Below are 16,027 nucleotides of genomic sequence, written 5' to 3' on the forward strand. Positions count from 1 at the left end.
CTGGGGTTCAAGGAAGACAGCCCACTTCTCACAGGATTTGATCAGGTCACTTCATGAATAAGCCAGCAGTTGTTTTCTTGGGTTTCATTGTCGCCGTCGGCGCCATCAGTGCAGGCGGCGCCTGGTACACCGGTAAGCAACTGGAGCCGGTGTTGCAAACCGCGATCCAGAACGCCAACAAAGAACTGCAGACCTCCATGGCCGGCGTCGATGGCACGGTGAACCTGGAGCTGGTGTCCCTGGACCGTGGCCTGTTCAGCAGCACGGCGCACTACCGTCTCAAAGGCCAAGGCAGTGTGTTCGGTGAAGAAAACCCGAACCCTGAGCTGCTCTTCGTCGACCATATCGAACACGGCCCGCTGCCGTTCTCGCGCCTGGTGACGCTGAAATGGCTGCCGGTCATGGCCACCAGTCACTATGAACTGGTAAAGAACGCCACCACCGAAAAATGGTTTGCCGCCAGCAAAGACGTGTCGCCGCTCAAAGGCGTGGCCAATATCGGCTACAACCGCTCGGTCGACGGCAACGTCGAACTGCTGCCGCTGGATATCAAGGACGACAAGTCTTCGGTGAGCTTCTCCGGCGTCAACCTCGACTTCGACAGCAGCGCCGAAGGCAAGAAGGTCAAGGCCAGCGGCTACATGAACAGCCTCAAGGTGGCAGTGATCGACGCCAATGGCCAGCCGCTTGAAGCTGAACTGTCCGGCCTGACCGTGGCCAGCAACCTGGAAAAATCCACTTTCGGTTTCTACACCGGGCAAAACACCGTTGAGCTGACCGACACCAAAGTTACCTTCGGCCCGCAGAAAGCCGTGCTGACCCTCAAGGGCTTCGAGCAGAAAGACACCAGCGAAACCAAGGACAACAACCTGGCGGGTCGCGTCGACTACAAGATCGACGAGATCGGCTACCAGGGTAAACCTGTAGGTTCGGCCGCCATGGCCTTGAGCATGAAGAACATCGACATCCCGGCGATGCTGGTGCTGACCAAGCTCTACCAGGACAAGATGCAGCCGGTGCAAGCCGCTTCTGCTGCCGGCCAACCGGTGCCTGAGCTGCAACTGACCGAAGCCGAGCAGACCCTGGCCGAGGCCAACGTCAACCAGGTGCTGGCTGCCAAGCCGCAACTGGCGGTGGAAAACCTGTCGTTGAAAACCACCCACGGTGAAAGCAAATTCAACCTGGTGGTGGACCTGACCAAACCCGCTTCGATGGAGCTGCCGCCGGTTGAGCTGGGCAAGCAGGTTATCGCGCTGCTGGATGCCAACCTGACCCTGTCCAAGCCGATGATCGGCGACGTCGCTGCCCTGCAAGCTGAAGTAGGCGGTGTGACCGACCCTAAAGCCATCGAGCAGCAATCGCAGATGGCGGCCGAAATGGTCAGCGGCATGGCCGTTGGTACTCAGTTGGCGACCCTGGTGGGCACCGACGTGGTTTCCAAACTGCACTACGCCAACAATGAAGTGACCTTCAACGGCCAGAAGATGACCGTGGAGCAGTTCATTGGCTTTGTGATGGCCAAAGCGGGTGCGGTCAGCGGCGCGCAGTAAGATTTCCTACATCGGTAAGAAATAAATAATGGAGGCGCAGGTTGGCCTGAAGCAGCAGTCAAACAACCGGCGTGCAGGCCGGCTGTGATTGCTTGGCTCATGCAACCCTGCGCCTCCATTGGTCTTTCTGCGGTTGGACAATTCTGAACAATTGTTCTGATTTGGGCATTTGCCTACATCCTTAAGGGATAGTTCCTACAGGAAAGCTAGGCCGGGTCACGAGACGCCGGCACCCTGACGCGTTTCGCTCAGGACCACCTATCGTTACAGCTTTCCGTGTGTAAGGAAGCTCACGATATGCTGCGAACACTACCCATCAGTGCTTCAGGCCGGTTGCGTCTGCTCATTGGGGCCGCCTTATGCAGCCAACTGCTGACGCCCAGCCTTGCCTTCGCCGACCCAGCCTATGACGCCCTGATTATCCAGGCGCGTAACGGTAACTTCACCCCCGCGCTGAACCAGTTGCGCCAACTCTCGCCTGAACGCCAGACACCCGGCCAGATCAGCGATCATCTGGTGATTGCCGGTTGGGCAGGGCAAGACGCCGAAGTGCTGAAGGTCTACGAGGCCCAGGGCAAAAATCGCAACCTCACCACCCAGGCGCTGGCCACGGTGGCGCGCACTTATCGCAACCAAAAGCAGTGGCCACAGGCCCTGGCGGTTTATCAGCAAGCGCTGGTGCGTGAGCCGGGCAATGTCGACCTGCAATTGGGCCAGGCCCTGACCCAGGCCGACGGCGGCCAGGCCGCGACGGCCGTGCAGCGCTTGCGCGCACTGGTAGCGGCGCAACCCAATGACCCCAGCCGCCGCATGGCCCTGGGTTATGCGCTGACCCGCGCAGGCTTGAACTACGACGCCCTGTTTGAGTTCGACCAAGCCTTTACTCGCGCCGGTGACAAACCCGAAGTGGTCCGCGAATACATCGTCGCCCTGCAAAAGGCCCGCCTGCCGGAGCCGGCGCTGCGCCTGTCGGCTAAACATCCGGGGCTGCTCGATGCGGTGACCCAGCGCCGCCTCGAAGGTGACCTCGCCGCCGAGCGCGTGCGCATGGCCGAGTTCGCCACCCGCACCGAAAAAGAACGCTACGTGGTTGCCGACCGTGCCCTCAATGACTACGACAAACTGCTCGCCCGCTGGACCCCGGACGCCAGCGCCCATGACGACGTGGTGCGCTGGCGCATCGACCGCCTGGGCGCCCTCAAGGCGCGGGCACGCACCGCCGATGTGATCCGCGACTACGAAACCCTCAAGGGCGAAGGCGTGCAATTGCCCACTTATGCCCTGCGCTGGGTCGCCGCGTCTTACCTCGACCAGCGCCTGCCGGAAAAAGCCGAGCCGTTGTACCGTCAGGTGATCAGCGCGGCCGATGCCGAGCCCGATGACCGGGTTGAAGACACCACGGCCCTGTTCTACGCCTTGCAGGAAAGCGACAAAGGCGCCGATGCGCGCGAAGTCGCCAACAGCCTCGCCACTAGCCAGAAACCTCGGGTCGAACTCAAGGGCTTGCCCATCGGTAACCCCAACGATGCCTGGATGGACGCGCAACAGCTGTCGGCCCAGGCCGGCATCTACGGCGGTGACTTGCCCGGCAGCGAAGCCGGGCTGGATGCGTTGGTGGCCAAAGCCCCCGGCAATGTCGGCCTGCGCCTGGCCCAGGCCGACATGTACCGCGCGCGCGACCTGCCGCGCCGCGCCGAGGGCATCCTCAAGGAAACCGAAGCCCAGACCCCGCGGGATATCGGCCTGGAAGTCAGCCAGGCCTACACCGCCATGGACCTGCAGGAATGGCGGCAAATGGACGTGCTCACCGATGACGTGCTGGCTCGTAACCCGGACAGCCGCCAAGTGCAGCGCCTGAGCCGCCTGCGGGATGTGCACGACATGGCCGAGCTGCGCGTGGAGGCCTACACCGGTAAAAGCTACGGCGGCGGCAATAACAACGACGCTGGCGCAGTGGCCGGCAGCCGTGATTGGGGCATCGAAAGCGTGCTTTACACGCCGCCTATCGATGAAGACTGGCGCCTGTTCGCCGGTGCCGGCTATGCCACCGCCGATTTCAGCGAAGGCACCGGCCAACACCGGTGGCAGCGCGTCGGTGTGGAGCGCCGCACCCGTGACATGACCCTGGAAGCCGAAGTTTCCAACCACTCCTACGGCTATGGCTCCAAGCAGGGTGCGGCCGTGTCGATTGCCCGCGACATCAACGACAACTGGCAGTACGGCGGCAGCCTCGGCTACCTGCTCACCACCACGCCGCTGCGGGCATTGAATGCCGATGTCACCGCCAACGGCGGCAGTGGCTTTATCCGCTGGCGCGCAAATGAAAGCCGCGAGTGGAAACTGGCCCTGAGCCCGTCGCATTTCAGCGATGGCAACAACCGCTTCGAAGCCGTGCTGACCGGCCGCGAGGGCATCTACAGCGCGCCCGGCGTGCAGGTCGACCTGGGCCTGGAAGTCGGTACCAGCCACAACACCAAAGAAGACACGGTGTACTTCAACCCCAAGTCCGACTTCACCGTGTTGCCCACGGTCACGGTCAATCATGTGCTCTATCACCGCTACGAGACTCAGTGGAGTCAGCAGTTCCAGCTCGGTGCAGGTACGTACAGCCAACGGGATTACTCCACCGGTGGCGTCGGTTTGATCGGCTATGGCCAACGTTTTCGCTGGAACGATGTACTGGACGTGGGCGCCAACCTGAGCCTGATCAGCCGACCTTATGACGGTGATCGCGAACGCGATCTGCGCTTGCTCGTCGACCTCACTTACCGTTTCTAAAAGAGCCTGACCATGACCGTCCTTTGCCGTTGTTTGTTGGTCCTGGGTGTAATGCTGGCCAGTGCCTGCGCCCAGCAACCCGCGCCCTTCACTCCACCCGCCGAGCGGCCGATAGCGGCCAACGAAGCGCCGTGGCCGAAAAACCATTTCCTGGGCATTGCCTACCACGACGTCGAGGATCGCGACCCCGACCAGGCGGTGGTGGCGGTGCGCACCGAGCGCTTGATCGAACAGCTGGCGTGGTTGCGCGAGAATGGCTACCAGGCGGTCAGCGTCGACCAGATCCTGGCGGCACGCAACGGCGGCCCCGAGTTGCCGCCCAAAGCCATCATGCTCAGCTTCGATGACGGCTATTCGAGCTTCTATACCCGCGTGATGCCGATTCTGCGCGCCTATCACTGGCCTGCCTTGCTGGCGCCGGTGGGGTATTGGATCGATACGCCGCTCAACCAACCGGTGGACTTCGCCGGCTCGCCGCGCCCACGTGGGGAATTCCTCACCTGGCAGCAGATTCGTGAAGTGTCGCAGTCGGGCCTGGTGGAAATCGCCGCGCACACCGACAACAACCACAAAGGGATTTTGGCCAACCCCCAGGGCAACCTCGAGCCGGCGGCGACCAGCCTGCGCTTTGACCCGGCCACCGGGCGTTATGAAGACCAGGCCAAATTCGATGCACGCATGCGGGCTGATGTCGCGGCGATCACCAACAAGATCCGCAGCGTAACCGGCAAGGCGCCTCGGGTGTGGGTGTGGCCTTACGGCGCCGCCAAAGGCACCGCGCTGGCGATTGTCGGCGAGCAGGGCTACAAGATGGCGCTGACTCTGGAAGACGGCCTCGACAGCCTCGGCAACCTGATGAACAGCCCGCGCTTTCTGGTGGCCTCGGACCCGGACGGCGAGCATTTCGCCAACAGCATGGTGGCCGTGCAAACCCAGGCACCGCTGCGCGTGCTGCACGTGGACCTCGACAACGTTTACGACCCGGACCTTGCCCAACAAGCGCGTAACCTCGACCAGCTTGTGCAACGTGTGGTCGACATGGGTGCGGGCACCGTGTTCCTGCAAGCCTTCGCCGACCCCAAGGGCGACGGCCTGGTGCATTCGCTGTACTTCCCCAACCGCCATTTGCCGGTGCGCGCCGACCTGTTCAACCGCGTCGCCTGGCAGTTGCGCACCCGTGCCCATGCCAGCGTGTATGCCTGGATGCCGGTGCTGAGTTTCGCCCTCGACCCCAAGCTGCCGCGCGTGACCCGCTGGGACCCGCAGACCGGCCAGGTCGGCACCGACCCGGACCAATACAAGCGCTTGTCGCCGTTCGACCCGCAGGTGCGCAAGATCATCGGCGAGATTTATGAAGACCTGGCCCGCAACAATGCCATCGACGGTGTGCTGTACCACGACGACGCCGTGCTGTCTGACTTCGAAGACGCCGGCCCCGCCGCGCTCAAGGCTTATGCCGCCAACGGCCTGCCGGGCAGCATCGCGGCGCTGCGTGCAGACCCTGCCGTGATGCAACGCTGGACGCGCTTCAAGAGCCGCTACCTGATCGACTTCACCCACGAGCTGACCGCCAAGGTCCGCGCCATCGGTGGCCCGCAGGTGCAGACCGCACGCAATATCTTTGCCGAGCCGATGCTCAACCCGGCCAGCGAAGCCTGGTTTGCGCAGAACCTCGATGACTTCCTCCAGGCCTACGACTGGACCGCGCCCATGGCCATGCCGTTGATGGAAGGCCAGGAGCTGAATACCTCCAACGCCTGGCTGGAAAAACTCGTCGCCACGGTCAAGGCGCGTCCCGGCGCGCTGGATAAAACCGTGTTCGAACTGCAAGCCAAAGATTGGCGGACCAAAGCGGCACCCGATATCAATGGCGCGCAAATGGCCGAGTGGATGGGCGTGCTCAAACGCCAGGGGGTCAAGAGCTTCGGCTACTACCCGGATAACTTCCTGGAAAACTCGCCGGACTTGAAGACAGTTCGTCCGGCCCTTTCCAACCAGTGGAACCCTTGATCATGTTTGACAGAATCCTGGCTCTATTCGTGTTGGCGCTGGTACTGGGCGTGCCCCTGGGCCTGATCTTCCTGGTCACCGGGCAGTTCCTGATGGACTTCGTGTTTTTCTACCCGCTGTTCATGTCGGCGCTGTGGATCGCCGGCGGGCTGTACTTCTGGCTGCACTGGGAGCGGCATTGGCCGTGGAAGGAAGACACGCCGGCGCCGACCCTGGCCGGCAACCCGCTGATCTCGATCATCATCCCTTGCTACAACGAGGGTGATAACGCCGCCGACACCATTCACGCCGCACTCGGCCAGCTGTACCCGAACGTTGAAGTCATCGCGGTCAACGACGGTTCCAGCGACAACACCGCCGCCGTGCTCGATGCCCTGGCCCTGGAAAACCCGCGTCTGCGCGTGTTGCACCTGGCGCAGAACCAGGGCAAGGCCGTGGCCTTGCGCATGGGCGCCGTGGCGGCACGCAGTGAGTACCTGGTGTGCATCGACGGCGATGCCTTGCTCGACAAAAACGCAGCGGCCTACATGGTCGCGCCGATGCTCGACAACCCGCGCCTGGGCGCCGTGACCGGCAACCCGCGCATCCGCACGCGTTCGACCTTGATCGGCCGCGTGCAGGTGGGCGAGTTCTCCTCGATCATCGGCTTGATCAAACGCACCCAGCGCGTGTTCGGGCGGATCTTCACGGTGTCGGGTGTGGTGGTGGCGTTTCGCAAGAAAGCGCTGGACCGCATCGACTACTGGTCCACCGACATGATCACCGAAGACATCGACGTGAGTTGGAAGCTGCAACTGGACCACTGGGCGATCTTCTACGAGCCCCGTGCCCTGTGCTGGATCCTCATGCCCGAAACCGTTGGCGGCTTGTGGAAACAGCGCCTGCGCTGGGCCCAGGGCGGCGCCGAAGTGCTGTTCAAGAACATCCGTGGCATCTGGCAATGGCGCCATCGCTACCTGTGGCCACTGCTGTTCGAATACTGCCTGTCCACCGGCTGGGCCTTTACCTTCCTGCTGTCGGTGATCTTCTGGGGCGTGGGCAAGTTCGTGGTACTGCCGCAGGCGATTGCCGTGGACTCCCTGGTGCCACCGGCCTTTACCGGCCTCGTACTGGCGATGGTGTGCCTGCTGCAATTTGCGGTGAGCATCCTGATCGACCGGCGCTATGAAAAGGACCTGTGGAAAACCCTGTTCTGGACCGTGTGGTACCCGATGGTGTTCTGGCTGGTCAGCCTGTTCACCACCCTGGTCAGTTTTCCCAAAGTGCTGTTCAACCAGCACCAGAAACGCGCGCGTTGGGTCAGCCCGGACCGCGGCATTAAACCCACTCAAGAGGAGGCGTGATCATGAAGCTGGTCAGAACTCGCCAGAACACCGTGATGTGGATCATCGACGTGCTGCTGACGCTGCTGGCGTGGGGCGGGCTGATCTGGCTGCTCGCGCGTGGCATCGGCGCCATGCTCGAAACCCACGGCGGCCCGCGTATCGAGGCGCCAATTTTCGCCGCGCTTAATACCTTGCAGATCTACCTGTGGATCGCCTTGTTCAACGCGGTGATCCTGATCACTTGGGCGCGCTATCAGCAACGCCGTGGGCGCAAATTCGCCCAGCGCCGCGCCGAGGCCAATGCGCTGAGCGACAAACACCTGAGTGAGAGTTTCAATTTGGGCGACGGCCACTTGGAGCAGTTTCGCAAGCCGGGTGTGTTGGTGATCCACAACGACGAAGACGGCGGTGTGGAGGATGTGAAGTCCCACGTGTCCCGCGACGTGGAGCGCCCCGGCCTGACCCTGGTGCCCGGCGCGGAAAAAGGCAAAGACGCCGGCTAGAAAACCCGCAGGCCCCTAGAAGATCGTTCCCACGCTCCGCGTGGGAATGCATCCCGTGACGCTCCGCGTCACCTAGTGCTGATGTCACCGGGACGCGGAGCGTCCGAGGCGGCATTCCCACGCAGAGCGTGGGAACGATTCCATCTGCGTCGCCTGGAATTCCGATAAATGGGATCCAACTCACAAAACAGCCGCGAACTTTTCGTCATTCCCCTGCACTAACCTAACTCGGCAACTAGTTGATGGCTAAATACTGGCATTTGCTCGAATGTTTGCCGAATGACTATCAAAAGAGTTGCCGCTGGTCGGAATAAAAGTTCTAACGACTGCCGCTATCTCTTTTTGATAATTCTTTGTTGTTAATAATCAATGTGTTGCGGATGTAATAAGTACGAATGTGCAACTGTCCCGGTTTCTTGGGCCAGGGCTAGTTCGATGGTAGTTTGCCGCCCCTTGATAATCGATGGATCGAACATGTCTTTTTTATTGCCACGGACTCGGTACTTGTTGTGCACTTTGATGCTCGCCTGCCTGAGCCTGAACACGGCCATCGCCGCCCCCACGCCTGGGGATCAAGACCTGATCCGCGATCGGCAGAACCGCCTGCTCGAAGAGCAAAGCCGGCGCCTGCAAGAGCTGCAGGACCTGCCCGGTAAAGAGGCCAAGCCCCAGGCCCCGGCCACGCCTGCCGACACGCGCTGCTTCCCGATCAAAGACATCGAGCTCAAAGGCGCCGACAGCCTGGCTGCCGGCGACCGCACGCTGCTGCTCAAACCTTATATAGGCCAATGCCTGGGCGTTTCGCAGCTCAATGAACTGCTCAAGGTCATTACCGACTATTACATCGCCAAAGGCCGCGTTACCAGCCGCGCCTACTTGCCGCAACAAGACCTCTCCAGTGGCCATCTGCAGGTGTTGGTGGTCGAAGGCAAACTTGAAGCCGTAAGAAGCGCCGAAGGCAGCAATGTCACCGACCGCGAACTGGCCATGGCCTTTCCCGGCAAGGTCGGCGAGGCGCTGAACCTGCGCGAAGTCGAGCAACTGGTGGACCAGCTCAACCGGTTGCCGTCCAAGCAGGCGCAAATGGAACTGACCCCCGGCAAGCAAGTGGGCGGCAGCGACGTGGTGGTCAAGAACACCCCGCAAAAGCCCTGGCGCGCCAGCCTGTCGCGCAACAACGACGGGCAACGCAGCACCGGCGAGCAGCAATGGGGCGCGGGCCTGGAGTGGGACAGCCCGCTCGGCCTGGCTGACCAACTGGTTTTGCGCGGTGGCCATGACGCCATCAGCGACCACCAGAAAACCTCGAAAAACGCCCTGCTCTATTACAACGTGCCGTGGGGCTGGTGGAACTTCACTTACACCTACAGCGAGAGCGATTATCGTGCGCTGGGTTACACCGACACCTTCAAGTTCAAGCAGTCGGGCGACAGCCAAAACCACCAGTTGCGCGCCGAACGTGTGATCCACCGCGATGACGTCAGCAAAACCTCGCTCAACGTCGGTCTGGCTCACCTGCGCACCAATAACTACATCAACGACGCCCAGCTCGAAATCAGCAGCAACCGCCTCAGTGAGTTGCAGTTTGGTATCAACCACGGCCGACGCATCGGCAATGCCTTCGTCAACATCGACCTCGGCGTACAGAACGGCATTGGCGCCTTTGACGCCCAGCGCGACGACCAGCACCGCGACCAGTTCGGCAACCTCACGCCGACCCCGGATTACCGCAAGTACACTGCCACCGTCAGCTATTTGCAGCCGTTTCGCCTGTGGGGCGAGTCGTTCAGCTTCACCAGCCTGGCCACCGGGCAACGCAGTGAAGACGTGCTGTTCTCGCCGCAACGCATCAGCCTCGGCGGCTCGTCGTCGGTGCGCGGTTTCAAGGACCAGCAACTGTCTGGCGACAGCGGCGGCTACTGGCGCAACGAAGTGCGCTGGGCCCGCCCGGTCACCCTCGAATGGCTGCGCCCGGCCTTTGCGGAATACGGCACCAGCCTCGGTTACGACCAGGGCGTGATCCGCAACGACCGTTACAACGGCGACAACCACGGCCGCGTTTCAAGCAACTCCGTGGAACTGTTCGCCCGTGGCAAATACGTCAGCACCAGCGTGACCTTTGCCCATTCGTTAGAAAGACCCGCAGTGGTGACGGAGCGCGAAGCGCCGATCTACTTCCGCATGGATTTCTTCCTGTAATTCAACGCCCCGCTGCAACGAGAATTTGACCATGGATGTTCGCCACTTTGCCTTTCTGGCCCGCCAACCTTCTGCTGCCTTGAAGCGCCGCGACGCGTTCTTCGGCCTGCCCAAGCGCGGGCTGGTGCTGATCCTGGTCAACGCGCTGTTCTGGCAGCCGTTGCTGGCCCAGGCCGAAGGCATTGTGGTGAGCAACCCGGCCACCAGCGTCGGCCAGGCGGGCAATGGCGTGCCGGTGGTGAACATCGCCACCCCTAATGGCAGTGGCTTGTCCCACAACCAGTTCAAGGACTACAACGTCGGCCCCAACGGCGTGATCCTCAACAACGCCACGGGCGCGGTGACCAACACCCAGCTGGGCGGTTACATCGTCGGCAACCCCAACCTCAAGGGCGGCGCGGCGAACGTCATCCTCAACGAAGTCAACGGCGGCAGCCCGAGCCAACTGCGTGGTTACACCGAAGTGGCGGGGCAGTCGGCCAAGGTGATCGTCGCCAACCCTTACGGCATCACGTGCAGCGGTTGCGGGTTTATCAACACGCCCAACGTGACCCTGACCACCGGCAAGCCGATGATGGACAACGTCGGTCGCCTGGACCACTACCAGGTGGACGGCGGCGCCGTGACCATCGACGGCGAAGGCCTGAACGCCAGCAACGTCGACCGCTTCGAAATCATCACCCGCTCGGCCAAGATCAACGCACAGATCAACGCCCGTGAGCTGGCCGTGGTCGCCGGGCGCAACGACGTCGACGCCAAAAGCCTCAAAACCACTGTGCGGGCCGACGACGGCAGCGCCAAACCCGAGCTGGCCATCGACTCCAGCGCCTTGGGCGGCATGTACGCCGGTGCAATCAAACTGGTGGGCACCGAAGCCGGTGTGGGTGTGAAGCTCGACGGCACGTTGGCGGCCAGTGGTGGTGATATCCAACTCGATGCCAATGGGCATTTGAGCCTGGCGCAAACTGCCGCCAGCGGCGCGGTCAACATCAACGCCGCAAGCCTGGACGCCAAAGGGCCGGTGTATGCCGGTACCGCCCTTAACGTGAACACCCAGGGCGACCTTACCAACCGCCAGAGTCTGGCTGCCCGTGACCGCATTGCGCTGTCCAGCGGCGGCACGCTGACCAACGGCGACATCATTGAAGCCGGCGTCAACGCCGACAACACTCGCAACGCCACGGGCGACGTGAGCCTGCGCGGCAAGGCCGTCACCAACACCGGCGCCAGTGTGATTGCCAGCCGCGCGTTGAACGTGGATGCCCAAGCGCTGAACAACCAGGGCGGCACACTGGGTGCCAAACAGCACACCCAAATTACCGCCACCACAGTCGACAACCAAAACAAAGGCCGTATTCTCAGCAACGGCGGCCTGGCTATCACGGCCGATCGCCTGCAGAACACCCAAGGTGGGTTGGTTACCAGTGACGGGCCGCTGACCGCCGTGGTCGGTGAGGTGCATAACCAGGGCGGTGAACTCTCAAGCCTCGACACCGCATCGCTGACGGTCGCGACCCTCGATAACGTCGCAGGCCTCATCACGGCGGGCAATGCGCTCAGCCTCAACGTCGGCAGCCTCGACAACCAAGCCGGGTTGGTCACCAGCCAAGGCACGGTGAGCGTGGCCGGTAATAGCCTCGACAACCGCCAAAAAGGCTTGGTCGCAGGCGTGGGTGGTGTGCAGGTCAATGTCGCCAACATCGACAATCGCAATGGCGAGCTGTCCAGCCGTGCAGGCGTGCAGGTAACCGCTACGCAACTGGATAACAGCGACGGCGGGCTGCTGATTGCCGGCGGCGGCGCAGGTTTGAATGTCGACCAGTTGCTCAACCGCAACCAGGGTTTGATCAGCAGCGAAGGGCTGCTGAGCATCACCGCGCGCACCCTGGCCAACAACGCCGGTACGCTGTCCAGCGCCGGCCCGCTGACGCTCAGCGCACTTGGCGCAGTGGACAACCGAGGCGGGCGCCTGGTCACCGACGGCAGCCTGATACTCAACGCCGCAAGCGTCGACAACAGCCAAAACGGCACCCTGAGTGCACGCCAGGCCGCGCACATCAGCACCGCCGACCTCAACAACCAGCAAGGCGGCCAGATCACCAGCGCCGAGGCCCTGACCCTGGACCTCAACCGTGGCGAGTTCAACAACCAGAACGGCCTGATCAACGCGCCGCTGTTGATGCTCAACAACCTCAAGAACGTGCATAACCAGGGCGGCGAAATCTCCAGCAGCCAGGCGTTCACACTCACCGCCGACAACCTCGACAACAGCAGCGGCAAACTGCTGAGCAACGCCGCGCTAAGCCTGCGCATCGGCCAGGCCCTGGCCAACGTCAAAGGCATGATCGCTGCCGCCTCGGTTGACGCCCAGGCCACCGACCTCGACAACAGTGGCGGCACCCTCACCAGCCGTGGCGACACGCTGCTCAACGTGGCTGGCCGCCTGACCAACCGCGACCAGGGCCTGCTCAACGCGAGCAATACGCTGACGCTCAACAGCGCCGCGCTGGACAACCAGAACGGCTCGCTGCTGGGCAGCGCGATTGCCCTGGACTTCGGCACCGCCACCGGTGACCTGAACAACACCGGTGGCCTGATCACCACCGCCGGCAACCTCTCCATCAACCACCTGCGTGACCTCAGCAACCAGGGTGGCGAACTCTCCAGCGCGCAAACCCTGAACCTCAGTGGCCGCACGTTGAACAACAGCAACGGCAAGCTGATCAGCAATAACCTGCTGGTGCTCAATGCCGAAAACCTGATCAACCAGAATGGCCTGATGTCCGGCTGGCAGGGCCTCACCGTCAGCGGCGCGAACCTGGACAACCGCAACGGCGGCACCTTGTCCAGCCGTTACGGCGACCTGAACGCCACGCTGACCGCCAACCTGCTCAACAGCGCAGGCGGGGCACTGGTGAGCCAGAAAGCGCTGAACGTTAATGCCGGCGAACTGGACAACAGCAACAAAGGCGTACTCTCCAGCGCGGCCGGGCAGACGCTCACCGTCGGCGGCTTGCTCAACAACGCCCAGGGCGGCGTGATCGACAGCGGCGCGGCCCTGAGCCTGACTACGCAAAACCTGGACAACAGCGCCGGCAGCATCAGTGGCGGCACCGCCACCACCCTCGACCTGCTCGCGACGCTGACCAACACCAACGGTAAACTGGCCAGCGGCGGCCCGCTGCTGATCAGCCGCGCGGCGCAGATCAACAACCAGGGCGGCCAGATCGCCAGCCAAGGCCTGTTGACCCTGCTGACCGGCGGCCTGGATAACCGCAACCGTGGCACCCTGGCCGCCAACGACCGCTTGAGCCTCACCGCCAGCGGCCTGGTGCAGAACGGCAACGACGGTTTGATCTACAGCCAGAACGCCGACCTGCTGCTCACCGCCAACCGCTTGGACAATGGCAAAGGCACCGTGCAAAGCCAGGGCGGCATGACCGCCAACGTGGCCGACACGCTGGATAACCAGAGCGGCAAACTGATCGCACAGGCCGGTGACCTCAGCGTCAACGCCGCCAGCCTCGACAACCGTGGCGGCACCCTCGCCAGCCTCAAGGCCGCGCTGCAAACCCAAGTGGTCGGCGTGCTGCGCAACGGTTACGACCTCAACAACAACCGCCAGGGCGGCGTGATGCAGGGGCAAAGCCTCAACCTGCAAGCCGGCAGCGTGGACAACTATGGCGGTCGCATCGCGGCGCAGGGCGGCAACGCACTGGTCACCACCGGCAACTTCGACAACCGCAACGGCGGGCTGTATGCCAAAGGCCTGATGCGCGTGGTCGGGCATGACTTCGATAACAGCGGCGACAACGACGGCCAGATCGCCGGGCAACAGATCGACCTGGACCTCAGCGGCGCACTCAACAACCGCCTGGGCATCATTGAAAGCGAAAGCACCCTGAAGGTGCGCGCGGCCAGCCTCGATAACCAGACCGGGCGCCTGCGTGCGCTGGGCACGGCGGGCACCACCGAATTTGCCATTGGTGGCCTGTTCGACAACCGCAACGGCGTGGTGGAAACCGCCAACAACGACCTGACCCTCAACGCCGGTAGCTTCCAGAACCTGGGCGGCAACGTACTGCACGTGGGCACCGGCAACTTCGGCATTGCCCCGGCCAACCTCAACGACGTGGGCGGCAGCCTGGTCACCCGTGGCGACCTGACCATCACCCAGGGCAACTGGACCAACAGCAGCGTGATCCAGGCCGGGCAGCTTACGGTCAACGTCGACAGCCTCGACCAGACCGCCACCGGCCAACTGCTCGGTGCCCGGCGCTTTATCGGCAACGGCGCCAACTGGACCACCCACGGCCTGATCGCCAGCGACGGTGCGCTCGACCTGACTTTGAGCGGCGCGCTCAACAGCAGCGGGCGCATCAGCAGCCTGGGCAACCTCAACCTCAGCGCCGCACAGGCCAGCCTGAGCGACACCGCCAGCATTGCCGGCGGTGGCGTTACTACCGCCAACATCGCCGGCACACTCAACAACCGTGGGCGCCTCACCGCCGCCACCGACCTGGTGGTCAACGCCGGCACACTCAACAACTACGCGACCCTGGGCAGCGGCCAACGACTGGTCGCCACCACCGGCGCCTTGCTCAACGACCACGGCCTGATCTTCAGCGGCGGCGACATGAGCCTGCGTGTGGACGCGCTGAACAACAGCTACGCCGACGTCTACAGCCTGGGCAACCTCAGCGTCGACCGTGACGGCAAGGGCGGCCTGGCCAGCAGCATCCTCAACAGCTCATCTACAATTCAGAGTGACGGCAACCTCAGCCTGTCCGCCAACTCGATCAAAAACCAGCGGGCGGTACTCGACGTCAACGATGCGGGCGTCTACACCGCCTCGGCCACCGAAGGCACGTGCATCAAATACGTTAACGCCGGTGACTGTAAAGCCGGCGGCACCCCGCGCAACTACGTGTGGGAGTTGGTGACACGCGACAAACTGGAAGTCACCGCCGCCAGTGCAGGTTCAAGCATCACCGCCGGCGGCAACATGACCCTGGCCGGCGGCGACTTGCTCAACAGCAGCAGCTCGATCGCGGCCGGCGGTAACTTCACCGCGCGCCTGAACAACCTGGTCAACACCGGCATCGAAACCGGCGAGACCGAGACCTATCGTCTTTTCACGTCAGAGCGCACCAAGCACCCTGAAGGCTGGTTCGGCGCCGCCGCCGCACTCACCAACAAATACTGGTACAAAAGCGCCGGTTACAACCCCAATGACCTCGGCGGCCTTGAGGCCACCGTGGCCAACTTCATCGGCATGATGGAGATCGAGCGCACCCAGTTCGGCAAAGTCACCAAAATCGCCAGCGATGACCAACGCTACGCCGCCGTGATTCAGGCCGGCGGCACGGTAGACGTCAAGGCACAAGCCGGTATCGACAACAGCGTGGTACGCCTGGGCTACAGCTACATCGGTGCGGGCGCCAAAACCACCACCGACGCCACCGGTGCCAGTGGCGCAGCCGGTTATTCCACCCGCGTCACCCTCAACCAGCAACTGCCGCCGGACCTGGCCCAACAGCAGATCAACCCGCTGAGCCTGCCCGGCTTCACGTTGCCAACCGGCCAGGGCGGGCTGTTCCGCCTCAGTGGCCAAAGCGCCAGCGCGCCAGCCAGCACCGGCCCGCAAGGCTGGACCCTGGGC

Annotated in this window: 7 protein-coding genes; all 7 read left to right on the forward strand. The window is 62.8% G+C overall.

All coding sequences use genetic code 11. The features are described from left to right. Nucleotides 1-53: 53 nt before the first annotated feature. A complete protein-coding gene (locus BFP92_RS01675; RefSeq protein ID WP_065911326.1) occupies nt 54-1,550 on the forward strand; it encodes a YdgA family protein in 1,497 nt (498 codons plus the stop codon). A gap of 297 nt (nt 1,551-1,847) precedes the next feature. After that, entirely contained in the window at nt 1,848-4,328 is a 2,481-nt protein-coding gene (pgaA, locus tag BFP92_RS01680) for a poly-beta-1,6 N-acetyl-D-glucosamine export porin PgaA (RefSeq protein WP_065911328.1), read from the forward strand. 12 nt (nt 4,329-4,340) lie between these two features. Beyond that, nucleotides 4,341-6,338 carry a poly-beta-1,6-N-acetyl-D-glucosamine N-deacetylase PgaB gene (gene pgaB / locus BFP92_RS01685; RefSeq protein WP_065911329.1) on the forward strand — a complete coding sequence of 666 codons (1,998 nt, stop codon included), beginning with the start codon at nt 4,341-4,343 and terminating at the stop codon, nt 6,336-6,338. A gap of 2 nt (nt 6,339-6,340) precedes the next feature. Continuing rightward, the gene (gene pgaC, locus BFP92_RS01690; RefSeq protein WP_065911331.1) at nt 6,341-7,681 is read left to right on the forward strand and encodes a poly-beta-1,6-N-acetyl-D-glucosamine synthase; all 1,341 of its coding nucleotides are present in this window, start codon (nt 6,341-6,343) and stop codon (nt 7,679-7,681) included. Nucleotides 7,682-7,683: 2 nt separating this feature from the next. Beyond that, nucleotides 7,684-8,166: a poly-beta-1,6-N-acetyl-D-glucosamine biosynthesis protein PgaD gene (gene pgaD, locus BFP92_RS01695; RefSeq protein WP_065911333.1), complete on the forward strand. Its 483-nt coding sequence runs from the start codon at nt 7,684-7,686 to the stop codon at nt 8,164-8,166. 474 nt (nt 8,167-8,640) lie between these two features. Further along, nucleotides 8,641-10,365, forward strand: coding sequence for a ShlB/FhaC/HecB family hemolysin secretion/activation protein (locus tag BFP92_RS01700; RefSeq protein ID WP_065911335.1), 1,725 nt, complete (start codon nt 8,641-8,643; stop codon nt 10,363-10,365). Nucleotides 10,366-10,396: 31 nt separating this feature from the next. Continuing rightward, the coding region (locus BFP92_RS01705; RefSeq protein WP_139114016.1) for a two-partner secretion domain-containing protein at nt 10,397-16,027 on the forward strand (5,631 nt) is incomplete at its 3' end.

It is taken from the genome of Pseudomonas sp. 58 R 3, assembly GCF_900006605.1.
In the GTDB taxonomy this organism is placed as follows: Bacteria; Pseudomonadota; Gammaproteobacteria; order Pseudomonadales; family Pseudomonadaceae; genus Aquipseudomonas; species Aquipseudomonas salomonii.

Bases quoted from the DNA above. Each gene is read 5' to 3' on its own strand.
- BFP92_RS01675 (WP_065911326.1), top strand. From the start codon at position 54: ATGAATAAGCCAGCAGTTGTTTTCTTGGGTTTCATTGTCGCCGTCGGC.
- pgaA (WP_065911328.1), top strand. From the start codon at position 1,848: ATGCTGCGAACACTACCCATCAGTGCTTCAGGCCGGTTGCGTCTGCTC.
- pgaB (WP_065911329.1), top strand. From the start codon at position 4,341: ATGACCGTCCTTTGCCGTTGTTTGTTGGTCCTGGGTGTAATGCTGGCC.
- pgaC (WP_065911331.1), top strand. From the start codon at position 6,341: ATGTTTGACAGAATCCTGGCTCTATTCGTGTTGGCGCTGGTACTGGGC.
- pgaD (WP_065911333.1), top strand. From the start codon at position 7,684: ATGAAGCTGGTCAGAACTCGCCAGAACACCGTGATGTGGATCATCGAC.
- BFP92_RS01700 (WP_065911335.1), top strand. From the start codon at position 8,641: ATGTCTTTTTTATTGCCACGGACTCGGTACTTGTTGTGCACTTTGATG.